The sequence below is a fragment of the Actinotalea endophytica genome, from assembly GCF_025717005.1.
GTDB lineage: Bacteria > Actinomycetota > Actinomycetes > Actinomycetales > Cellulomonadaceae > Actinotalea.
In genome coordinates this window covers 256,644-277,193 of sequence record NZ_JAOVZU010000002.1, presented here as the reverse complement: position 1 = coordinate 277,193, position 20,550 = coordinate 256,644, and the positions used below count along the sequence as shown (strand labels likewise).

The 20,550-nt window shown below is 72.7% G+C and carries 23 protein-coding genes; 10 read left to right on the top strand and 13 right to left on the bottom strand.

Going from position 1 to position 20,550, the window contains the following annotated elements; all coding sequences use genetic code 11:
• Positions 1–37: 37 nt before the first annotated feature.
• Entirely contained in the window at positions 38–1,357 is a 1,320-nt protein-coding gene (locus OEB99_RS04460) for a DUF4921 family protein (protein ID WP_263508582.1), read from the bottom strand.
• Positions 1,358–1,529: 172 nt separating this feature from the next.
• Here OEB99_RS04460 and OEB99_RS04455 point away from each other — a divergent pair, with 172 nt between their 5' ends.
• The 8 genes from OEB99_RS04455 to OEB99_RS04420 all read left to right on the top strand — a co-directional run bounded on the left by OEB99_RS04455 (position 1,530) and on the right by OEB99_RS04420 (position 8,928).
• Positions 1,530–2,456, top strand: coding sequence for an ABC transporter ATP-binding protein (locus OEB99_RS04455; RefSeq protein ID WP_263508581.1), 927 nt, complete (start codon positions 1,530–1,532; stop codon positions 2,454–2,456).
• Positions 2,453–3,301 carry an ABC transporter permease gene (locus OEB99_RS04450; protein ID WP_263508580.1) on the top strand — a complete coding sequence of 283 codons (849 nt, stop codon included), beginning with the start codon at positions 2,453–2,455 and terminating at the stop codon, positions 3,299–3,301. The genes OEB99_RS04455 and OEB99_RS04450 overlap by 4 nt, the downstream gene beginning before the upstream one ends.
• A complete protein-coding gene (locus OEB99_RS04445; protein WP_263508579.1) occupies positions 3,298–4,128 on the top strand; it encodes an ABC transporter permease in 831 nt (276 codons plus the stop codon). Before OEB99_RS04450 ends, OEB99_RS04445 begins: the two co-directional genes overlap by 4 nt.
• Before the next feature lie 167 nt (positions 4,129–4,295).
• The gene (locus OEB99_RS04440) at positions 4,296–5,159 is read left to right on the top strand and encodes a hypothetical protein (RefSeq protein ID WP_263508578.1); all 864 of its coding nucleotides are present in this window, start codon (positions 4,296–4,298) and stop codon (positions 5,157–5,159) included.
• Between the two features lie 198 nt (positions 5,160–5,357).
• The gene (locus OEB99_RS04435) at positions 5,358–5,759 is read left to right on the top strand and encodes a NifB/NifX family molybdenum-iron cluster-binding protein (protein ID WP_263508577.1); all 402 of its coding nucleotides are present in this window, start codon (positions 5,358–5,360) and stop codon (positions 5,757–5,759) included.
• Positions 5,760–5,832: 73 nt separating this feature from the next.
• Entirely contained in the window at positions 5,833–7,056 is a 1,224-nt protein-coding gene (locus OEB99_RS04430; RefSeq protein ID WP_263508576.1) for a LolA family protein, read from the top strand.
• Between the two features lie 68 nt (positions 7,057–7,124).
• Positions 7,125–8,069 (top strand): ABC transporter ATP-binding protein, encoded by a 945-nt coding sequence (locus OEB99_RS04425; RefSeq protein ID WP_263508883.1) that lies wholly within the window; start codon positions 7,125–7,127, stop codon positions 8,067–8,069.
• Positions 8,056–8,928 carry an ABC transporter permease gene (locus OEB99_RS04420; protein ID WP_263508575.1) on the top strand — a complete coding sequence of 291 codons (873 nt, stop codon included), beginning with the start codon at positions 8,056–8,058 and terminating at the stop codon, positions 8,926–8,928. Before OEB99_RS04425 ends, OEB99_RS04420 begins: the two co-directional genes overlap by 14 nt.
• A gap of 99 nt (positions 8,929–9,027) precedes the next feature.
• On the opposite strand, the gene OEB99_RS04415 is transcribed toward OEB99_RS04420, so the two are convergent.
• Positions 9,028–9,519: a YbaK/EbsC family protein gene (locus tag OEB99_RS04415; protein WP_263508573.1), complete on the bottom strand. Its 492-nt coding sequence runs from the start codon at positions 9,517–9,519 to the stop codon at positions 9,028–9,030.
• Between the two features lie 32 nt (positions 9,520–9,551).
• Positions 9,552–9,767, bottom strand: a complete 216-nt coding sequence (locus OEB99_RS04410) for a YgaP family membrane protein (RefSeq protein WP_263508570.1) — start codon at positions 9,765–9,767, stop codon at positions 9,552–9,554.
• A 106-nt stretch (positions 9,768–9,873) separates the two neighbouring features.
• Here OEB99_RS04410 and OEB99_RS04405 point away from each other — a divergent pair, with 106 nt between their 5' ends.
• Positions 9,874–10,143, top strand: coding sequence for an acylphosphatase (locus tag OEB99_RS04405; RefSeq protein ID WP_318011385.1), 270 nt, complete (start codon positions 9,874–9,876; stop codon positions 10,141–10,143).
• Positions 10,144–10,223: 80 nt separating this feature from the next.
• Here the strand turns inward: OEB99_RS04405 and mtnN are convergent, their stop codons facing one another.
• From mtnN to OEB99_RS04380, 5 genes are all read right to left on the bottom strand, one after another.
• Positions 10,224–10,913, bottom strand: a complete 690-nt coding sequence (gene mtnN, locus OEB99_RS04400; protein ID WP_263508568.1) for a 5'-methylthioadenosine/S-adenosylhomocysteine nucleosidase — start codon at positions 10,911–10,913, stop codon at positions 10,224–10,226.
• A complete protein-coding gene (locus OEB99_RS04395) occupies positions 10,910–11,380 on the bottom strand; it encodes an S-ribosylhomocysteine lyase (RefSeq protein WP_263508566.1) in 471 nt (156 codons plus the stop codon). The genes mtnN and OEB99_RS04395 overlap by 4 nt, the downstream gene beginning before the upstream one ends.
• Positions 11,381–11,439: 59 nt before the next feature.
• Positions 11,440–11,715, bottom strand: a complete 276-nt coding sequence (locus OEB99_RS04390) for an ArsR/SmtB family transcription factor (protein WP_263508565.1) — start codon at positions 11,713–11,715, stop codon at positions 11,440–11,442.
• Positions 11,716–12,049: 334 nt separating this feature from the next.
• The gene (locus OEB99_RS04385) at positions 12,050–12,448 is read right to left on the bottom strand and encodes an RNA-binding S4 domain-containing protein (protein ID WP_263508563.1); all 399 of its coding nucleotides are present in this window, start codon (positions 12,446–12,448) and stop codon (positions 12,050–12,052) included.
• 113 nt (positions 12,449–12,561) lie between these two features.
• A complete protein-coding gene (locus OEB99_RS04380; RefSeq protein WP_263508561.1) occupies positions 12,562–13,512 on the bottom strand; it encodes a 2-hydroxyacid dehydrogenase in 951 nt (316 codons plus the stop codon).
• A 152-nt stretch (positions 13,513–13,664) separates the two neighbouring features.
• On the opposite strand from OEB99_RS04380, the gene OEB99_RS04375 reads away from it, so the two are divergent.
• Positions 13,665–14,483: a GNAT family N-acetyltransferase gene (locus OEB99_RS04375; RefSeq protein WP_263508560.1), complete on the top strand. Its 819-nt coding sequence runs from the start codon at positions 13,665–13,667 to the stop codon at positions 14,481–14,483.
• Positions 14,484–14,495: 12 nt separating this feature from the next.
• Here OEB99_RS04375 and OEB99_RS04370 read toward each other — a convergent pair whose 3' ends face one another.
• The 5 genes from OEB99_RS04370 to OEB99_RS04350 all read right to left on the bottom strand — a co-directional run bounded on the left by OEB99_RS04370 (position 14,496) and on the right by OEB99_RS04350 (position 20,435).
• Positions 14,496–15,557 carry an ABC transporter ATP-binding protein gene (locus OEB99_RS04370; RefSeq protein ID WP_263508559.1) on the bottom strand — a complete coding sequence of 354 codons (1,062 nt, stop codon included), beginning with the start codon at positions 15,555–15,557 and terminating at the stop codon, positions 14,496–14,498.
• Positions 15,554–16,552, bottom strand: coding sequence for an ABC transporter permease (locus OEB99_RS04365; protein ID WP_263508557.1), 999 nt, complete (start codon positions 16,550–16,552; stop codon positions 15,554–15,556). The genes OEB99_RS04370 and OEB99_RS04365 overlap by 4 nt, the downstream gene beginning before the upstream one ends.
• 1 nt (position 16,553) lies before the next feature.
• Entirely contained in the window at positions 16,554–17,534 is a 981-nt protein-coding gene (locus OEB99_RS04360) for an ABC transporter permease (RefSeq protein WP_263508556.1), read from the bottom strand.
• On the bottom strand, positions 17,531–18,667 hold the full coding sequence (locus tag OEB99_RS04355; RefSeq protein WP_263508555.1) for an ABC transporter ATP-binding protein: 1,137 nt from the start codon (positions 18,665–18,667) through the stop codon (positions 17,531–17,533). The genes OEB99_RS04360 and OEB99_RS04355 overlap by 4 nt, the downstream gene beginning before the upstream one ends.
• Positions 18,668–18,740: 73 nt before the next feature.
• Positions 18,741–20,435, bottom strand: a complete 1,695-nt coding sequence (locus OEB99_RS04350) for an ABC transporter substrate-binding protein (RefSeq protein ID WP_263508554.1) — start codon at positions 20,433–20,435, stop codon at positions 18,741–18,743.
• Positions 20,436–20,550: the final 115 nt, after the last annotated feature.

The window sequence follows — 20,550 nt, the reverse complement described above, 5'->3', positions numbered from 1 at the left end:
GACTCAGGACGCACCGGGCAGGTGCCGCGCGCGGGGCTCAGTCCGCGTAGCGGAGCACGCCGAGCTCGTGCGAGCACTCGTCGCCGAGCGCCATCCGAGCGACCTTGCCGGCGTCGCGCAGCCGCTGCAGCGCCGCGACCGTCCGGTCCCGCAGCGTGAACGGGTCGATCGTGTTCACGTTGATCTTCGTGCCGCCCTCGAAGCCGGCCAGGGTGGAGACCCGCCACTTCAGCACGACGTGCCATGGCATCGGCTCGACGGCCGCCGGCGGACGGTAGTGCCACTCCTCGTTGGTCGGCACGTCCGAGCCGGTCGCCGCGTGCAGTGCGTGCAGCAGGTCGGAGAAGCCCCGCAGCTCGGCCGCGCTGTGGTCCCACGGCAGGTGCCGGTCACTGCATGAGTAGACCTCGAGCGCCGGGTACCGGTGCCCGACCCCGGCCACCGCGACGGCGTGCGCGTTCTCCGCGACGACGAGCTTGTGCGCGGCCGCGTGGTCGAGGATCGCCGTGGTGTAGACGTCGGGCTCGACCGCGAGCCGGGCGAGCTCCCGCTCGGTCTGCGGGCCGTACTCGTCGATCGCGACGAGCTGCTTGTGCAGGTGGTCGAACGACGCACCGGCCGGCCGCAGCCAGTTCTGGAACACCGCGACGTAGCGGGCCGAGGGCTGCGACGCGTAGAGCGACCGCATGGCGTCCACCGTGAACGCGAGGTACCGCTCGTGCTCGTCCGGCGTGAGCGTCCCGGCGGCGGCGAGCTCGTCCAGGTAGCGCGCTCCCTCGACCACGTGCCGCCGGGCGACCACCACGTCGTGCGACCCGGCGAACAGGTCGACGGCCTGGGAGAGGCGCTCGACCTCCGGCTCGGTGGCCCACACCGTGGCCAGACCGGTGTCGGCGGCACGCCGGCCGAGCATGTCGAGCACGTGCGCCCGCCCCACCGGATCGGCCGTGTAGGCCGTCGCGCGGGCCAGCACGTCGGGCGGTGGGGTGTACCCGTGGTTCGCGCGCCAGTACTCGACCGACAGGATCTCGTACAGGTTCGGCACCCGGCGGAGCTCGGCGACCGTGTCGAACAGGGCGGGCGCGGGCACGTGCTCGACCACCCGGGGCCCGTCGTCGGCGAGCACCAGCCGGGCCTTCTCCGGCGGCGTGTCGAGGTAGCGCTCCTCGCAGAACGAGCAGAGCCGGCCCGCCTCGTCGGGCTCGAGCCGGACCCGGGCGTCCTGCCGGGTCGCGATCGGTCGCCGGCCGCGGCCGGGCACCGTCCAGACCACGGTCCCGGTCAGCGGCGACACCTGCTTGACGGTGCCGTCCGGCAGCCGGACCAGCGGCTCACTGCCGTGCGAGTGGTGGCTCATCGGGCGGCCTCGGTGCGGGGCGGGCGAGCGGCTGGGGGCACGAGCGCAACCCTAGTCCGCGACCGGTGGCTCGGGGTCGCCCGGGCGGACGACGCGGGTACCCGCTCGGGCGGGGGCTCGGACCGCATATCCGTTCGCCTCGTGTCACACCCCGTCGGTACCGTTCTCGCTCGTGCCCGAACCCGTCATCTCCGCCACCGGCCTGACCAAGCACTACGGCGATCTCGTCGCGGTCGACGGCATCGACATCGAGGTCGCCCCGGGCGAGTCGTTCGGCCTGCTCGGGCCCAACGGGGCCGGCAAGTCCACCACCATGCGGATGGTCGGCGCCGTCTCGACCCGCACCGCGGGCGAGCTGCGCGTGCTCGGGCTGGACCCGGACACCCACGGTCCGGAGATCCGGGCCCGGCTCGGCGTCGTGCCCCAGGAGGACAACCTCGACACCGAGCTGCGGGTCCGGGACAACCTCATCGTCTACGGCCGTTACTTCGGGATCCCGCGCGCCGTCTGCGCGCAGCGGGCCGACGAGCTGCTCACCTTCGCCCAGCTCGAGGAGAAGGCCAAGGTCAAGGTGGACGACCTGTCCGGCGGCATGAAGCGCCGCCTCACGATCGCCCGCGCCCTGGTCAACGACCCGCTCGTGCTCATGCTCGACGAGCCGACCACCGGGCTCGACCCGCAGGCACGGCACGTGCTGTGGGACCGCCTGTTCCGTCTCAAGGAGCGCGGGACGACCCTCGTGCTCACCACGCACTACATGGACGAGGCCGAGCAGCTGTGCGACCGCCTCGTCGTGGTCGACCACGGCCGGATCATGGCCGAGGGCTCGCCCGCCGAGCTGATCCGGCAGTACTCCTCGCGCGAGGTGGTCGAGCTGCGCTTCGGCGCGTCGCGCAACGAGTCCGCCGCCGAGCAGATCGCCGGGCTCGGCGACCGGATCGAGATCCTGCCCGACCGCGTGCTGGTCTACGCGGCGGACGGCGAGGCGGTGCTCGAGCAGGTCAGCCGTCTCGGGCTGCACCCGACCACCAGCCTGGTGCGCCGGTCCAGCCTGGAGGACGTCTTCCTCCGGCTCACCGGACGGAGCCTGATCGAGTGAGCGCCACCGACGTCGTCTCCCCTGCGGCCGCCTCGGCGATCGAGGCCGCCAGGCGCCCGCGCCGGTTCGGCGCGCTGTACGTCGCCGAGCACCAGATCCGCGCGATGCGGGCCTACGGCTGGACGATCGTGATCGGCGGGGTGGGTTCACCTCTGGTGTACCTGCTCGGCATCGGCCTCGGGCTGGCCGCGTTCCTCGACGCTCCCGTGGCCGACGGACCCGACGGTCCGGTTCGCTACCTCGTGTTCGTCGCCCCGGCGCTGCTGGCGACCGCCGCGACCACCGTGCCCACCGAGGAGTTCACGTACACGGTGATGGCGGGCTTCAAGTGGCGCCGGATCTTCTGGGGGATGAACGCCTCGCCGCTCGCACCGCACCAGATCGTCGGCGGCCTCGTGCTCGCCGCGATGGCACGGATGCTCTTCACGGCGGTCGCCTACGCGGGCCTCATGCTGGCGTTCGGCGCGGTCGGGCGCCCCTGGGCCGCCGCGGTGCTGCCGTTCGTCGGTGTGCTCGGCGGCCTCGCGTTCGGGCTCCCGTTGCTCGCCTTCTCGGCCTCGCTCAAGGACGACGCGGGCCAGTTCGCCGCGGTCCAGCGGTTCGTCTTCACGCCGATGTTCCTGTTCTCCGGCACGTTCTACCCGCTCGACACGCTGCCGCAGTGGCTCGCCTGGATCGGCTGGATCTCCCCGCTGTGGCACGCCTCCGAGCTCGGTCGGTGGGTGTCCTACGGCGCGCCCATGTCCGGCGCGACCATCGCGGCCCACCTCGGCATCCTCGCGGGGATGACAGCTGCCGGCTGGGTGCTCGCCCGGCGCACCTTCGTGGCGAGGATGCGCGGATGAGCACCACGACCGAACGCACCGAAGGCACCCGCGAGAATCGCGGCGGGCTGCGCGCGCTCTACGCCGGTAACGCCGGGTCGGTCCTGTCCCGCGGTCTGCTCGCCGCCAGGTCGAGCACGTGGGTCGTCGTGGTCTCCGGGTTCTTCGAGCCGGTGTTCTTCCTGCTCGCCATGGGCTACGGGCTCGGCACCTTCGTGGGCGACATCACGCTGGACACCGGGCAGCAGATCTCCTACCCGGCGTACATCGCCCCAGCGCTGCTCGCGGTCTCCGCGATGAACGGCGCGGTGTACGACTCGACCTGGAACGTCTTCTTCAAGATGCACTTCGGCAAGCTGTACCAGGCGATGATGTCGACCTCGCTCGGGCCGCTCGACGTGGCCCTCGGCGAGATCTCCTACGCGCTGCTGCGCGGGGTGCTCTATGCCGCCGGGTTCCTCACGGTGATGCAGGTCATGGGCCTGAACCAGTCCTGGACGGCGGTGCTCACGCTGCCCGCCGTGCTGCTCATCGCCTTCGGCTTCGCGAGCCTTGGCATGGCCATCACGAGCTACATGTCGACCTTCCAGCAGATGGACTGGATCAACATCGTGATGCTTCCGATGTTCCTGTTCTCGGCCACCTTCTACCCGCTCACCGTGTACCCGGTGCCGCTGCAGTGGCTGATCCAGGCGATGCCGCTGTGGCACGCCGTCGAGCTGGTCCGCAACCTCACGATCGGGGCGCTCGACTCCGGCACTGCCCTGCACGTCGGCTACTTCGTCGCGATGGCCGGGTTGGGCGTGATCCTGACGACCCGCCGCCTGCGCGCGCTGTTCCTCGACTGAGGCGCCGCGCCGAGCCGCGACCCACGGTCCACCGGGCACCACGCGAGACCGCGACCCGCCTGGGCGTCCGCTGGGGGCCGGCTGGACGATCGCGTTCGCGCGCCCTCCGACGCGGGTGTAGGCCGTAACGGGCGCGGCCAGACCTCCCGCGTCCGGAGAGGAGCACCATGATCGACCGGTCCCGCCCCGTTGCGTCCGGGCCACGGCCCCGCCGCACCCGCGCGTTCGCGGGGGCGTCCGCCCTCGCCGCTGTCCTCGCCGTCACGCTCGGGGCGTGCAGCGCGTCGGGCGCAGCCTCTCCGACCACGAGCGGCGCTGCGACGAGCAGCACGTCCGACACGTCGACCGAGGCGTCAGGCACGACGTCGGCGACGGCCTCGAGCTCGGCCGCCTCGAGCGGGAGCGGCTCCGCCACCGCGACCGCCGCCGCGGGGTGCGCGGACACCACCATGGCCGAGCCCTCGGGCGCGACCACCCGCGAGGTCCCCGACGTGGACGGCGACGGCCGGCCGGACACCGGGTGGATCGCAGCGGGAGGCGATCAGGTCGTCTTCGGCGTGAGCACCGCCGCCGGCGGTTCGTTCGGTACGACGTTCGCGCTGGCCGGCGGTGCCGAGGGTCGCGAGGTACTCATCACCCCGGTCGACAGCACGACGGTCGTGGCGCTCGCCACCGACGGGCGGACGGTGCTGCTCTTCCGCGTGCTCGACTGCCAGGTCCGGCCGGTGCTGAACGCCCAGGGGAGCCAGTACGAGTTCTCGTTGGGCTTCACCGGCTACGGCACGGGTGTCGGTTGCTCGACCGACGGCTCGACCCCGACCGGCCTGCTCGGTCTGCTCGCGACCACGTCGGGCAACACCACGACGGTGGCGTCAACCCGGATCCTGATCGACGGTCTGACGGCCACCAACGGGGCGACCACGACCACGACCTACCCCAAGGACGACCCGATGGCGCAAGCGGCGTACGGCGTGACGTGCGGCGCCCGGACGCTCCAGGACGACGGCCTGCTGCTCGAACCCGCGGGCTGACGGACGACGGCGCACCTCAGGCGGCCGGCCCGCGCGGTCGGCGGTGCCGGCTGCCCCGTCCTCCGACCCGCTCCGTCCTCCGACCCACTCCGTGTCCGGCCCTTGCCGCGGCAGGACCTGTGGCGCGTGCACCCCCGGCTCGTGGTGGCACCCTGGTGATACCCCCGGAGGTGTTCCGGGTACCGCAAGGAGGAACGGATGAGCGAGCAGGGCGGGGTCGTGGTCTGCGTCCCGGTGACCGGTGACCGCCAGGTCGACCACAGCTGGGGCAAGGCCACCGTGGTCGCCACGGCGACCGTGCGGGACGGTGCCGTCGTCTCGTGGACCGAGGACGCGGTCGGCTGGGACGTGCTGCACGACGAGGGCCCGCACGGCAGCCACCACGGCCGCATCGCGCGCTTCCTGCTCGGCAAGGGCGCCCAGGCCGTGGCCGCGTCGCACATGGGCCCGCCGATGGTCAACATGCTCGGCAAGATGGGGCTGGTCGTCGCGCTCGGCGCCCAGGGGTCGGCCGAGGACGCCGTCGTCGAGGTGGCCGGCCGGGTGACGGGTGACGTCACGCCGGTCGAGCCCGCCGCGGAGGACATGCAGGGCTGCTGAGCCCTCGTCACCTTCACGAGGCCTCCCCACCGAAGCGTCGACGGCCCGCGAGAACCGGAGGGAGAATCGAGCCATGTCCGGTCGAGCAGGGTTCGCTCACGCACGCTCCGTCCGCTGGTTGCTGCCCGTCGCGGTGGCCGGCGCAGTGATCGGGACGACGCTGCTGGCGCCGGCGGTGGCCGCGAGCGTCGACCTGCCCGACAAGACCGCGGAGCAGCTGCTCACCGATCTGCAGGGCGCCGACGTCACCGCGGTCCAGGGCACCGTCGTGGTCGACGCCGACCTCGGCCTCCCGTCGCTGCCTTCGGTCGCCGGGCCGCACGGCTCCGGTCTCGGCGTCGCCGACCTCCTCGACGGCACCACGACCCTGCGGGTGTGGGCCTCGCACGACGGCCTGCGGGTCGCCGCGCTCGGCTCGCTCGGCGAGACCGACGTGGTCACCGACGGGACCCAGCTCTGGGTCTGGTCCAGCGACGACAGCACCGTCACGCACGTCGTGCCGCCGACCGACGCCGAGCTCGCCGCAGCGCGCGACGCCCTGGCCGCGGCCCACCCCGGCGCGACGGGCGAGGACACGCCCTCCGTGCTCGACGGCGCCGCAGCGACCGACCCCCGCGCAGCGCTCGCGAATCTCACACCCGACCAGCTCAGCACGCTGGTCCTCGCCGCGCTCGAGCCCACGACTCAGGTGACCACGGGGCCCGCGACGCGCGTCGCCGGGCGACCGGCCTACCAGCTCGTGCTCACCCCGACCGACCCCGGGACGCTGATCGCCTCGGTCACGATCGCGATCGACGCCGCCGAGCGCGTCCCGACCCAGCTGACCGTCACGTCCACGGTGACCGGTGAGCCGGCTCTGACGGTCGGCTACACCTCCGTGTCGTTCACCGCGCCCGACCCGTCGGTCTTCACCTTCACGCCGCCCGCGGGCGCCACCGTCACCGAGCCCGACCTGCTCTCCGGAGCCGGCAAGTCCGGCGCCGGCACCGGCGCCGGCACCGGCGAGGACCCCGCCTCCCGGGCCACGCCGCAGGTGGTCGGTGAGGGCTGGGCGAGCGTGCTCGTGCTGAGCGGGTCCGCCACGGACCTCGCGGGCGCCGAGGCCCAGGCGGCCGACTCGGCCGACCCGACGCTCTCGGCCCTGCTCACTGCGATGCCGCAGGTGAGCGGCGACTGGGGCAGCGGCCGGCTGCTCACCACGAACCTGCTCTCCGTGCTGCTCACCGACGACGGACGCACGATCGTCGGCGCCGTCGACCGGGCGACTCTCGAGGTCGCGGCCTCCAGCACCCGGTGAGCGTCACCGACGGCGCGGGTCCAGCCCCGGCCCCCGCCGAGCAGGCCATCGGCGTTCCGGCAGATGGCATGTCCCACCACGGCACAGCGGCCGTCTCGACGTCCGGCCTGACCAAGCGCTTCCGCTCGGGGCAGCTCGCGGTGGACGGCATCGACCTGCACGTGCCGACCGGCGCCGTCTACGGGTTCCTCGGGCCGAACGGGTCCGGCAAGACCACGACCATCCGGATGCTGCTCGGGCTGCTGCGGCCCACGGCCGGCAGTGCGGACCTCCTCGGCCGGACCATGCCGGCGGCGGCGGGCGAGGTCCTCCCCCGGATCGGCGCGCTGGTCGAGGGGCCCGCGTTCCACCCGTACCTGTCCGGCTGGGACAACCTGATGCGGCTCGACGCCGCCGACCGCACCGCACCGGCCGCCACGGCGAAGGATCGCGTGCTCGCGGCACTCGACCGGGTGGGTCTGACCGCGGCCGCGGCCAAGCGATACCGGCACTACTCGTTGGGCATGCGGCAGCGGCTCGGCATCGCCGCCGCTCTGCTGCGCCCACGCGAGCTGCTCGTGCTCGACGAGCCCACCAACGGCCTGGACCCGCAGGGCACCCGCGAGGTGCGCACCCTGCTCGCCGAGCTCGCCTCGGGTGGGACCACGGTCGTGCTGTCCACCCACCTGCTGAGCGAGGTCGAGCAGGTCTGCACACACGTCGGGGTGATGCACCGGGGGCGTCTGGTCGCTCAGGACAGCCTCGGCGCGCTGCGCCGCCAGGGCGCCGCCCGGGCGATCGTCACCACGACCGCCCGGCACGAGGCGGCGTCGGTCCTGACCAGGCTCGGCATGACCGAGGTCCTCGTCTCCGCGGACGGCGCGGGTGCGCTGCTCGGTGACCAGGACCCCGCGGCGCTGGTCGCGGCGCTGGTCCACGCAGGCGTCCCGGTGACCGGCTTCGGCACCACCGGGACGGACCTCGAGGAGCTCTTCGTGCACCTCACCGGGGAGGGCTTCGATGTCAGCGGTTGAGCTCGAGCCCACCGCGGAGGCCGGCCCGGCCCGCACCGCGCGCGCGGCGGGCGCCTTCGGTCGGCTGTTCCGCTCCGAGCTGTGGCTGATCTTCGGCCGGCGGCGCAACTGGGTCGGCGGCCTGATCCTCGCGAGCGTCCCGGTGCTGATCGCGGTGGTGATCAAGACCTCGGGAGCGGGCGAGGGAGACTCGTTCGTCTTCGGTCAGATCACCGACAACGGCCTGTTCGTCGCGTTGGCCGCGCTGACGGTCGAGCTGCCGTTCTTCCTGCCGATCGCGGTGTCGGCGATCGCCGGCGACGCGGTGGCCGGGGAGGCCAACCTGGGCACCCTGCGGTACCTGCTCGTCACACCGGTGGACCGCGCCCGGCTGCTCGCCGTGAAGCTCGGTGGGATCGCGGTGTTCACCTTCGCCGCGGTGGCGGTCGTCGCCGGCGTCGGCGCCCTGATCGGTCTCGCGCTGTTCGGCGCGGGCGACTTCGTCACGCTGTCCGGCTCGAGCCTGGGGTTCTGGGCGGGGCTCGCGCGACTCGCTCTGGTCTGCTGCTACCTGACGATCTGCCTCGTGGCGCTCGGCGCGATCGGCCTCTTCGTCTCGACGATGACCGAGCAGCCGATCGCGGCGGGCATCACGGTGCTCGTGGTCACGGTCGTGAGCCAGATCCTGGACCAGCTCTCCCAGCTCGCCGCGATCCACCGCTTCCTGCCCACGCACTACTGGCTCGACTACGCGGCCGTGCTGCGGGACCCGGTCAACCTCGGCGACCTCGGCCCCGGCGTCGCGTCCGCGGCCGCCTACACGGCCGTCTTCGCCGCAGCCGCCTGGGCCCGGTTCAGCACGGCCGACGTCAGCTCCTGAGCCGCGCCAGGTGGGCCCGGACCCACGCGCCGCGGACCGGTGCGGGCAGACCCGGGCCCGGGAACCGGCCCGCGCCGGGCGGCTCCGGCCACGGGCCTCTCAGGTCACCGTCGCGGGTGTCCCGCCCGTGATCCGGACCAGCTCGTCGAAGGTGGTCGGGAACACGGTGCGCGGGTGCCCTGCGGCGGCCCAGACCTCGTCGTGCTCGGCGAGCGCCACGTCCACGAGCGTGCGCAGCGGCGTCGCGTGACCGACCGGGGCGACCCCGCCGATCGCGAAGCCGGTCCGCTCGCGAACCAGGTCGGCGTCGGCGCGGTCGAGGCGCGCCACTCCGAGGAAGCTCGCCACCGCGTCGGTGTCGACGCGGTGGGCGCCCGAGGTGAGCACGAGGACCGCGTCCCGGCCGCCGTCGTCCTGGGGCACCGCGAACACCAGGGAGTTGGCGATCTGGGCCACCCCCACCCCGAGCTGTTCGGCCGCGGCCACCGCGGTCCTCGCGTGCTCGTCGAGCACCACGACCTCACCGCCCGCACCGGCGGCCGCCAACGTCGACCTCACCCGCGCGACGGCGGGGTGCTCCAGGATCGTCATGGCCGAAGCCTAGGGCCGCGGCATGACGGGGTTCAGGCCTGCTTCGACGCCGCCGGGCGGGTGCTCAGGCCGAACACCTTGTAGAGCGGGCAGAACGAGACGGCCGACGTCGCGAGCATCACGACGGCGAGCACCGCCAGCACGATGCCCAGCACGCTCCCGATCCCGGCGACGAAGGCAGCGACGACCAGCGCGACCCCAGCAACGGCGCGGACGATGCGGTCGGTGGTGCCCATGTTGGCGGTCATGACGTCTCCAGGTGTCTCGGTCCAGCGCTCGTCGGCTCGGCGCCGCTGGCGCTCCATATACCCCCCCAGGTATACCGCTCGCGCCGGGATTCGTCACACTGGAGGGGTGATCGCACGACGCATCCGGGTGCACGGACTCGTCCAGGGCGTGGGCTTCCGCTGGTCGATGGCCCACGAGGCACGCAGCCTGGGCCTCGTCGGCTGGGTCCGGAACCGCTCCGACGGATCCGTGGAGGCCCACGCCGAGGGGGACACGGCCGCGATCGAGGCGCTGGTCGCCTGGTCGCACGAAGGCCCCAGGTTCGCGCGCGTGACGCACGTCGAGGTCGACGACGCCCAGCCGATCGGGGCGGTGATCTTCGACATCGAGCCCTGACGGCCGAGGTGGCCGCGCGAAGCGTCCGGCGATCCCCCACCCGCCGGCACCGGGAAGGCGCGCTCGGACGACGGGCGCCGTCAGACCGCGTCGAGCAGGGCCTCCACGATCCGCGCGGAGCGGTCGGCCGCGTCGTCGACGTGGGTACGGAAGTCGTCGCCCGCGATCGGCCCGCACAGGTCGGAGACCCCACGCACGGAGACGAACGGCACCCCGGCGAGGTAGCTCGCCTGCGCCAGCGCTGTGGTCTCCATGTCGGTCGACAGCGCGCCGGGGAAGGCCCCACGCACCTCGTCGACCGTCCGCGCGTCGACGAACGAGTCGCCGGACAGCATCAGCCCGGTGCGCACCGTCCCGTCCGGCAGCGTGAGAGCACGCGCGGCCTCGACGTGCGCGGCCGATGCGGGGAACACCACAGGCATGCCGGGGACCTGTCCCCGCTCGTAGCCGAACGCCGTCGCGTCCGCGCTGTGGAACGTGTAGGCGTCACCGACGACCACGTCGCCGACGTGCACGTTCATCCCGACCCCGCCGGCGCTCCCGGCGCTGATCACCACGACCGGCCCGACCTCCTGCAACGCGAGCGTCAGAGCCACGGCGGCCCGGACCAGCCCGATGCCACTCGCGACCAGCCGCACCTCCCGGCCGGCGAGCACCAGGTCGCTGTGCTCGGCGTGGCCCACCTCCCGGACCGGCCCGGCGCTGCTCGCCCGCTGCCGGAACGGCTCGGCCTCGGCCCCCATCGCGACGATCACGAGCGCGTCGGTCACGCCATGACCTGCTCCCACTCGTCGCGGCGCGAGAGGAATCGCCGTGCCGCGTCCTGCGCCCCGCTGAGCGTGTGGTTGGCGCCCCAGCCGCACTGCACCTCGTTGGCCGCAGGTACCTCCTCGGCCGTGAGCACGTCCGACAGGGTCGCCGCGAGCAGCTCGGCGACCGCCGGCACCTCCCAGTGCCCCTGGAGCAGCAGGTAGAACCCGGTCTGGCAGCCCATCGGCGAGAAGTCGATCACCGCGTCGGTGTGGTCGCGGGAGTGCTCGGCGACGAGGTGCTCGAGCGAGTGCACCACGGGCATCTCGAGGTGCTCGACGTTCGGCTGGCAGAACCGCACGTCGATCTTCGTCAGCTCGTCGCCTTCCGGGAGCACCTTCCGGTCCGCGACCCTCAGGTACGGGGCGGCGACCGCCCGGTGGTCAAGGTTGAACGACTCGACGTTGCGGCGTGGGTGCTCGGTCACGCTGATCCCTTCGACGACGGGTCCCCATTGTGCGCCCGTCGGTCCCGTCCGGGCGTCGGTCACGCCCAGAAGCGGCCGAACTCGGCGATCCAGCCCTGGGCGACGCGAAGCGGGCGCGGGTCGAGGCTCGCCGTGCGCCACTGCGCCTCCCGGCCCCGCACCACGAGGCCGGCGCGCTCGAGCACGGCCAGGTGCTGAGAGACGGCCTGCGTGCTCATCGCGAACGGCTCTGCCAGCTCGCCGACCGTCAGGTCGCTCCCGGCCAACCGGTCAAGGATCGCCCGCCTGGTGGGGTCCGCCAGGGCCCGGAAGACACCATCGAGCTCGTCCGTCACGTATTCAAGATAACCCTTGAACAAGGATTTCCTTGTATACGGGCGACGCAACCTGCCCCGAACGTGGAGGATCCGGACACCGAACGGCACGACGGCCGGCGCAGAAGTCTCGAAGTTCCGCCGACTGCTCACCACATAGCGCCGTACGCGGTTCTGGGCCCACGCGCCGCATTACCGCGGGTCCCGTCCGGACGCGGCCCTTCGCCGCAGGTCCGGCCCTGACGCGCCGCCCTACCGCGGGTCCGGTCCCGACGCGGCGCCGAACGCGCGAGCTGCCCGCACGCCGCAGCCGAACGCCGGCGAGCGCGGCCGGTCGCGCTCGTGCGCCCGGTCCTCAGTGACCGCGGAGGCGCTCGATCGCGCGGCGGTCGCGCTTGGTGGGTCGGCCCATCCCCCGCTCGCGGACCGCGACGGCCGCGGGCCGTTCCTCCCGAGGCGGAGGCGGTGGCGTCCGGTCCTCGTACGCCTCGACGGCGACCGATGCCGACACCCGCTTCACCAGCAGTCGGCGCACCACGACGATCCGCTCGTCGCTGAGCTCGCCCCGGCCTCGGCTGAGCCGAACGCGCACCTCGTCACCAGGCTTCACCATGGTGGCGGGCTTTGCGCGATCCCCGTTGACCCGCACGTGGCCGCCCCGGCACGCCGTCGATGCCGCGGTTCGGCTCGGCGCGAGACGGACAGCCCACACCCAGGCGTCCACCCGCGCAGAGGTCAGCTCGCCCACCGCCATGCTCACAGCCTAGGTCGGTGGCCCGGCCGGCCGCCGGACGCCGAGCCCCGCCGCGCGACCTCAGGTCAGCCCGCCACCGGTACGGCCAGGTCGCGACACAGCCACCCGTCCGCTCAGGTCAGCACATTGACCGCCGCGCCGGCCGCGAACGCCTCGACGCTCGCAACCGCCCCCTCTGCCATGCGGCGGATCGCACCGGGCGTCCGGAAGCCGAGATGCGGCGCAAGAACCGTCCCCGGCACGCTCAGGAGCGGGTCGTCGGCTGCGAGAGGCTCGGGGTCGAACACGTCCAGGGCGGCCCGGATGTCGCCGCGAGCGAGCCGCGCGGCAAGGGCGCCTGGCGCCAGAAGCTCCCCACGTGCGGTGTTCACCAGGATTGACCCTGGTTGAAGTCGTTCGAGCAGGTCCGGCCCGATCACGTGCCTGGTCTCCTCGGTCAGCGGCAGGTGGAGGCTCACGACGTCACCGAGCTCGAACGCCTCGGCCAGACCGACCTCGCGCGCCGGGATCTCCCCGAGCAGCGTCCGGTCGACGCGCCTGCCGTGCACCAGCACGTCCATGCCCAGGGCTGCACCGAGCCGCGCGACCTGCCTGCCGATCCCGCCGAACCCGACCACCGCGAGCCGCGCGCCCGCGAGCTCGCGGCCCAGCCAGCCGTCCCACTCGCCCGTGCGCACGGCGCGGTCGCCGGCCGGCAGGTCCCGGGCAGCGGCGAAGATCAGCCCCAGCGTCAGCTCGGCGACCGCCTGGTCGCCGTAGTGCGTCACGTTGGTCACCGTGATGCCGAGCTCTCGGGCCAGGGAGAGCGACACGTACGACGCCGCCCCGGTCCCGGTGAACGACACCAGCTTCAGCCGGCCGGCCGCCGCCCGCAGCACGTCGTCCGGGAGGTGGGTGGCCAGCAGCACGACGTCAGACCCGGCGACCCTGCGCAGCAGCTCGTCGTGGTCGGGGACGTCGTCGGCGACCTCGAGCTCGCCGAGCGCCTCGAGCCGCGAGCGCAAAGGCTCGCTGGAGAAGAACTGCGCGAAACCGCCGTCAAGGCTCGGGTAGACGATGCGCACGGCCCGAACCTAGCGACACCGGATGTCCGACAGGTGTCGTATCGCACGGCCGGATCCGTGTCATGGGGGCACGACGGCTCCGGCGGCGACGTGCTGTCGCCGCGGCGAAAATCGGATGGCCGGGCATCGTGCGATCCGACACGATGCGCGTCGTGGACCTCACGCCCGTCGAGCGCTACTACGACGCCGCGCCCCGCCCGTTCGCCTCCGTCGAGCAGGTCGGACCGTTCACCGTGTTCGTGGGACGCGCCGGAGGCTGGCAGTTCTCCGCACGACCGCGTCCGGGCGGCACGGGAGCGATCGACGCCCGGGCCGTCGGCGACCTGCTGCGCCGGATGCGCGCGCTGGACGTGCCGCTCGCCCTCGAGTGGGTCGCGGACACCGCACCGGGACTCCTGGCCGCCGTCCGGGAGGAGGGCACCCTGGCCACGATCGAGGAGCTGCCTCTGATGGTCCGCACCGAGCCCGGGCCGGACCACGGCGCTCCGGACGTCGGTGCTCCTGACGGCGGTGCGCCGGACGGCGTGACGGTGCGGGTCCTCGGGCCGGGCGACGCCCACCTGCTGCGCGCGGTCGGCGGCGTCCAGGCCGTCGCGTTCGGTTCTCCGCGCACCCCGCCGGCCGGGCCGTCCGACCGGGACTCCGCCGCACGCGAACCCTCGGCCGACGCCGTGGCGCTGCTGAGGGCGGGCACGTCGCGGGTGGTGGTGGCCGAGCACGTCGAGCACGGCGTCGTGGCAGCGGGCCGGCACATCCCGGTCGACGGGGTGTCCGAGGTCGTCGGGGTCGCCGTGCTGCCGTCGTTGCAGGGTCACGGCCTCGGCAGCGCCGTCACCTCCGCCCTGGTCGCCGACGCAGAGGCACTCGGCATCGGCACCCTGTTCCTCACCGCCGAGGACGAGCGCGTCGCGACCCTCTACCGCCGGCTCGGGTTCCGCCGCGTCGGCACCGGCTACGTCGCCGAGGCCTGAGCGCCCGCGCCGTCAGCGCTGTGCGAGCTCCTGCGGCACCTCCCGCGCACCGTCGTGCAGCGTGCACGCGACCGACCGTCCCGCCTCGGCGAACGCGGTCGGGCCGAGCGTCGGTCTCCCCGCGCGACACGCGTCCGCCGCGTGCGGGCAGCGCGGCACGAACGGGCAACCGGTGGGCAGGTGCGCCATGTTCGGCGGCGCCCCCGGGATCCCGCTGAGCTCGCGACGCGCCCCGCGCAACGGCGGGAACGAGTGCAGCAGTGCGCTGGAGTACGGGTGGCGCGGGCGCTGGTAGATCTCCCGCGCGGGCGCGTCCTCCACGATCTCCCCCGCGTACATGATCGCGATCCGGTCGGCCATCTCGATCAGCAGGGACACGTCGTGAGTGATGAACACGACCGCGAAGCCGAGCCGTTCGCGCAGCTCGGCGATCTGCTCGACGATCTGGCGCTGCATCACCACGTCGAGCGCGGTGGTCGGCTCGTCCATGAGCAGGACCTGCGGCTCCAGGGCCAGGGCCATCGCGATCATCACACGCTGGCGCATGCCGCCGGAGAGCTGGTGCGGGTAGTCGCGCAGCCGGTCCGGTGAGATGCCGACCATCTCCAGGAGCTCGGCGGCCCGGTCCAGCGCCTCCCGGCGGCCCACCGACCGGTGCGCACGGATCCCGTCGGCGATCTGCCGGCCGACCCGGAACACCGGGTTGAGCGAGTTCATCGCGCCCTGGAACACGATCGCGACGTCCTGCCACCGCGCGGCCCGCAGCTCGGCGTCGGACAGTGCCAGCACGTCCGACCGGGAACCGTCCCGGTCGGTGAACATCACCCGGCCGCCGGTCACCAGGCCCGGCGGGGGCAGCAGGCGGGTCGCCGCGTAGGCCAGGGTCGACTTGCCGCACCCGGACTCCCCGGCGAGGCCGAGCACCTCGCCGCGGTGCAGGGTGAGCGAGACTCCGCGCAGCACGTGAGCGGGGTCGTCGTCGTAGCCGTAGTCGACGGACAGGTTCTCGATCTCGAGCACCGGCGTGCGCTCGGGCACCGCCGGTGGCCGGCGGTCGGAGACGGTGGCGGTCATCGGCGGCCCTCCTCGGCCTCGTGCACCACGGGCGTGAAGCCGATCCGCGGGCGGATGCCGCGCCGGCGCAGCTCCCGGGCGTGCAGGCCGGTGCTGCGCAGCCGCGGGTTGACGAACTCGTCGATGCCGAAGTTGACCAGCGTCAGTCCCATGCCCAGCAGCGCGATGCACAGCCCGGCCGGCGCGAACCACCACCACGCACCGCGGGCGAGCGCCTGGTTCTGCTGGGCCCAGAAGAGGATCGTGCCCCAGTTCCAGTCGCTCACCGACGTCACGCCGATGAAGGCCAGCGTGATCTGCGAGATCACCGCGAACGTCACGGTCCCGACGAACCCGGCCGCGATGATCGCGGTCAGGTTCGGCAGGATCTCCGCCGTGAGGATCCGCCAGGTGCGCTCGCCGTTCGCGCGGGCCGCCTCGACGAAGTCGCGTCTGCGCAACGAGAGGGTCTGCGCGCGGAGCACACGCGCACCCCACGCCCACCCCGTCACCGCGATCACCGCGGCCACCGTGAGCCCGCCCGCGCTGGGCAGCTGGCCGGCGATCACGATGATCAGCGGCAGCTGCGGGATGACCAGGAAGACGTTCGACAGCGCGGAGAGCGCCTCGTCACCCGCGCCGCCGATGTACCCGGCGGTCACCCCGACCAGCACACCGATGACCGTCGCGAGGATCCCGGCCGTGAACCCGACGATCATCACGCCCCGGGTGCCGACCATGATCTGCGACAGGATGTCCTTGCCCAGGTGGTCGGTCCCGAGCCAGTGCGCGGCCGATGGCGGCGAGAGCACGTCGCTGGACAGCGCGTCCGGGTCCATCGGCGCGATCCACGGCCCGATCACCGCGAGCACGGCGAAGACACCGATGATCACCAGGCCGGTCATGGCCTTGGCGTTGCGAAGGAAGAGCAGCCGCTGACGCCGACGAATGGCCGGCGTGCCCGCACCGTCGGGGGTCGGCGTGGTCGTGACGGCGGTCGTCGTGGTGGTGGCCATGTCAGCCCTCCTGCCGGGTGCGCGGGTCGAGTACGGCGTAGATCACGTCCGCGGCCATGTTCGCCACCAGGACGGCGAGCGTGATGACCAGGAAGCAGCCCTGCATCAGCGGGTAGTCGTGGTTGCCGACCGCCTGGTAGAGCAGGAAGCCGATGCCCTGGTACGAGAACACCATCTCCATGATCAGGGTCCCGCCGACGATGAAGCCGAGGGCGAGGGTGAAGCTCGACATCTGCGGCAGGATCGCGTTGCGCGCCGCGTACCCGACCACGACGGACCGCTCCGGCAGGCCCTTGGCCTGCGCGACCGTCACGTAGTCCTCGGAGGAGACGGTCACCATCATGTTGCGCATCCCGAGGATCCAGCCGGAGACCGACGAGAGCACGATGGTGAACGCCGGCAGCGTCCCGTAGCGGATCACCGAGCCGGCGAACTCGGGCGTCAGCGCCGGGATCATCGAACGGTCGTAGCTGCCGCTGGCCGGGAACCAGCCGAGGGTGACGGAGAACAGCGCGATCGCGATCAGGCCGAGCCAGAAGTACGGCACGGCGGAGAAGAACGTCGTGGCCGGCAGCAGCCCGTCCGCCCAGGTACCACGCCGCCACCCGATGCCCATCCCGACCAGCGTGCCGAGCGTGAAGCTGATCACCGTCGCGATGCCGACCAGCCCGACCGTCCACGGCAGCGACTGGGCGATGACCTCGGTCACCGGCGTGGGGAAGTTCATGAACGACACCCCGAGGTTGCCGTGCAGCAGGAGACCCCAGTAGTCGACGTACTGCTGCCAGATCGAGGCGTCCTGGTCCAGCCCGAACAGCAACCGGATCGCGTCCTCGGCGCTCGAGTCGATCTGACCCTGGCTCTTGGCGAGGAGCGCGGCGACCGGGTCGCCCGGCATCAGGCGCGGCAGCACGAAGTTGATCGTGACCGCGGCCCACGCGGTGATCAGGTAGAAGATGCCTCGACGGACGACGAATCTCATCGGTCCGCTCCCTCCTCGCGACCGGGACGCGCGCCGTAGGTGTCGAGCATCGAGCCCAGCGTCGGACGGGCCAGCCCGTCGGGGACGTCGGCGTCGTCACCCGGGTAGCCCCAGCACGCGGCCCGCCGTCCCGAGGCGACCTCGGTCAACGGCGGGACGGCCGTGCGGCACAGCTCGACCGCGAACGGGCACCGTGGGTGGAACCGGCAGCCCGGCGGGGGCGTCACGAGACTCGGCGCCTCGCCGCGGGCACCCCGCGCCCGGGCCTGCAGGTCGTCGGGGTCCGGTGCCGAGCCGATCAGCAGCTGGGTGTAGGGATGCTTCGGGTCCTGGGTGACCGACTCCGAGTCGCCCGACTCGACGACCCGCCCGGCGTAGAGCACCACGGTCCGGTCCGCGAAGTACCGGGCCGAGGCGATGTCGTGGGTGATGTAGAGGATCGCGATGTCCAGCCGGTCGCGCAGGTCCCGCAGCAGGTTGAGGATCCCCAACCGGATCGAGACGTCGAGCATCGAGATCGGCTCGTCGGCGAGCAGCACCTCGGGGTCCGCCGCGAGAGCGCGTGCGATCGCCACCCGCTGGCGCTGACCGCCGGACAGCTCGTGCGGGTACTTGTCCACGTAGAGCTCCGGTGGCGTGAGCTGTACCCGTGCGAGGAGCTCGTGCAGGGCGCGTTCGTGCTCGTCGCGCGGCATCCGGCCGCGATGCAGCCGCAGGCTCCGGGAGAGCGTGTAGCGCACCGGGTGGATCGGGTTCAGGGACGCGAACGGGTCCTGGAAGATCATCTGGACGCGGTGCACGTAGCGCCGGAAGTCGCGCCGGCGCCGGGCGACGACCGGCTCGCCGTGCAGGCGGATCTCCCCTCCCGTGGCCGGCATCAGGTGGGCCAGCACGCGGGCGATCGTCGACTTGCCCGAGCCGGACTCCCCGACCAGGGCCACGACCTCGCCTCGGTGCAGGTCGAGGTCCACGTCGTCCACCGCGTGCACCACGGCCGAGGTGCGCATCCCGCGCACCGGGAAGTGCTTGCGCAGGCCGACGGCGCTCAGCACGAGCGGTGCCGGAGAGCCCACCTCCGGCCGGGCCGCGGGTGTGCGCCCCGGCACGGGCGAGGGGGCGGAGACGTCTGTCATCGGGTCACCTCGGGTCGCAGGGTGGTGCGGTGGGCGCAGGTCGTGCGCCCACCGCACCGGATCATGGCCTGGTTCAGTCCTGCGTCGGGGTCAGCTTCATCACGATCTGCGCCGCCTGCGGGCCGGTCGGCTGCGGGTTGGCGTACGGGTCCTCGTCACTGGGGAACCCGGTGTAGTTCTGGGTCGAGTACTGCGCGACCGACGGCCTGGCCCAGATCACCATGGCCGGCACGTCCTCGACGTAGTGCTTCTGCACGACCTCGATGGCCGCCTGACGCGACGCGTCGTCCGAGGCGCCGGCGAACTCGGCGAGCGCCTGGGTGACCTCGTCGTTCGAGTACCGGCCGAAGTTCCACGACGCCGTCTCGCCGAGCGGCACGTACTGCGCGCCGTCCATCATGTTCGAGTACATGTTCCACGGCGTGGCGCCGCCGTCGGTCCAGTGCAGCGAGGCCTGGAAGTTGCCGAGCGGGATGATGTCGTTGAACCAGGCGTCCTGGTTCGCCGGCACCACGCTTGCCTCGGCCCCGAGCTGCTCGGCGGCCTGGCGGATCAGGTCGAGCGCCGTGAGGTAGTCGTTCCAGCCGGCCGGGTTGGTCAGCTCGAACGAGACCTTCTCGCCGTCCGGGTCGAGCAGCGCGCCCGAGCCGTCCCAGGTGTACCCGGCGTCGGTGAGCAGCTGCTTGGCACCGTCGACGTCGACCGTGTACTCCTCGCCGGCGTACTCCGAGGCGAGGTAGTCCTCACCGGACGGCATCGGCATGCCGGTCACGCTCGTGATCCCCGGCCAGACGCCGGAGCCGGCGAGCTGGCTGATCTGGGCACGGTCCACGACCATGTTCAGCGCCTTGCGGAAGGCCACGTCGTTGAACGGCTTGGTCTCGTTGTTGAGGAAGAGCACGTCGACGCCGAAGCCACCGCCGGCCGCCTGGTGGAAGTGCTCGGGGTCCTGGGCGATGTAGACGTTCTCGTAGTCGGCGATGAAGGTCCAGCCCCACTGCGCCTCGCCCGTGGTCAGCGCCGTGATGAGAGCGTTGTTGTCGTTGTACGAGGAGTACTGGAGCTTGGCCACCTGCGGCTCGCCACCCCAGTAGTCGGGGTTCGGCACGAGCGTGGCCGCCTGCGGCGTCCAGGAGTCGAGCAGGTACGGCCCGGTGCCCACCGGCTCGGTGTCGGTGTAGGTGACCGGGTCCTCGACGTCGGCCCAGATGTGCTCGGGCACGATCACGGTCTTGTCGAGCTTCACCTGGTTCACGTACTCGGACCGGCTGAACGTGATGGTCGCGGTGCTGCCGTCCGCGGTCGCACTGACCAGCTGCTCGGGGAAGTCGGCGTTGAGCGCCGGGAAGTCGATGAGCAGGTTGAACGTGAAGGCGATGTCCTCGGCCGTGAACGGCTCGCCGTCGCTCCAGCTGACGCCGTCCCGCGCGGTCACGGTGGCGACGGTGTAGTCGTCGTTCCAGTCCACCGCCGTGGCCAGCCACGGGGTCGGGTCGTCCAACGGGTGCAGGTCGTTGACCTGCATGAGGGACTCGTAGATCACCCAGGCGTAGCCGAGCGACTTGGCCGCCGACCCGGTGGGGGCGAGCGGGTTCTGGTTCTCCGACAACGTGCCGTTGGGCATGCCGATGGTCAGGACGGCGTCGCTGCCGCCACCGCTGGTGGTGCCCCCCTGCGTCGCGTCGTCCCCGCCGGTGCTGCTGCTGCACCCGGCGACGAGCGCCACTGCGGCCAGCCCGGCCACGATCCCCGCTGCTCTGCGGTTCATCTCTGTGCCTCCTCGCACATTCCGACCCTGCTCATCCGGTCAGCGGTCCCCGTGGGTGACCGCCTCGCTCGCCCCGTGCGGGCCGAGCGTCCTGCCCCGGCCGGGTGCCCCGGCC

Bases quoted from the DNA above. Each gene is read 5' to 3' on its own strand.
- OEB99_RS04370 (WP_263508559.1), bottom strand. From the start codon at position 15,557: ATGACCGCCACCGTCTCCGACCGCCGGCCACCGGCGGTGCCCGAGCGC.
- OEB99_RS04445 (WP_263508579.1), top strand. From the start codon at position 3,298: ATGAGCACCACGACCGAACGCACCGAAGGCACCCGCGAGAATCGCGGC.
- OEB99_RS04425 (WP_263508883.1), top strand. From the start codon at position 7,125: ATGTCCCACCACGGCACAGCGGCCGTCTCGACGTCCGGCCTGACCAAG.
- OEB99_RS04365 (WP_263508557.1), bottom strand. From the start codon at position 16,552: ATGGCCACCACCACGACGACCGCCGTCACGACCACGCCGACCCCCGAC.
- OEB99_RS04440 (WP_263508578.1), top strand. From the start codon at position 4,296: ATGATCGACCGGTCCCGCCCCGTTGCGTCCGGGCCACGGCCCCGCCGC.
- OEB99_RS04420 (WP_263508575.1), top strand. From the start codon at position 8,056: ATGTCAGCGGTTGAGCTCGAGCCCACCGCGGAGGCCGGCCCGGCCCGC.
- OEB99_RS04350 (WP_263508554.1), bottom strand. From the start codon at position 20,435: ATGAACCGCAGAGCAGCGGGGATCGTGGCCGGGCTGGCCGCAGTGGCG.
- OEB99_RS04415 (WP_263508573.1), bottom strand. From the start codon at position 9,519: ATGACGATCCTGGAGCACCCCGCCGTCGCGCGGGTGAGGTCGACGTTG.
- OEB99_RS04435 (WP_263508577.1), top strand. From the start codon at position 5,358: ATGAGCGAGCAGGGCGGGGTCGTGGTCTGCGTCCCGGTGACCGGTGAC.
- OEB99_RS04410 (WP_263508570.1), bottom strand. From the start codon at position 9,767: ATGACCGCCAACATGGGCACCACCGACCGCATCGTCCGCGCCGTTGCT.
- OEB99_RS04355 (WP_263508555.1), bottom strand. From the start codon at position 18,667: ATGACAGACGTCTCCGCCCCCTCGCCCGTGCCGGGGCGCACACCCGCG.
- OEB99_RS04385 (WP_263508563.1), bottom strand. From the start codon at position 12,448: ATGGCGGTGGGCGAGCTGACCTCTGCGCGGGTGGACGCCTGGGTGTGG.
- OEB99_RS04460 (WP_263508582.1), bottom strand. From the start codon at position 1,357: ATGAGCCACCACTCGCACGGCAGTGAGCCGCTGGTCCGGCTGCCGGAC.
- OEB99_RS04360 (WP_263508556.1), bottom strand. From the start codon at position 17,534: ATGAGATTCGTCGTCCGTCGAGGCATCTTCTACCTGATCACCGCGTGG.
- OEB99_RS04430 (WP_263508576.1), top strand. From the start codon at position 5,833: ATGTCCGGTCGAGCAGGGTTCGCTCACGCACGCTCCGTCCGCTGGTTG.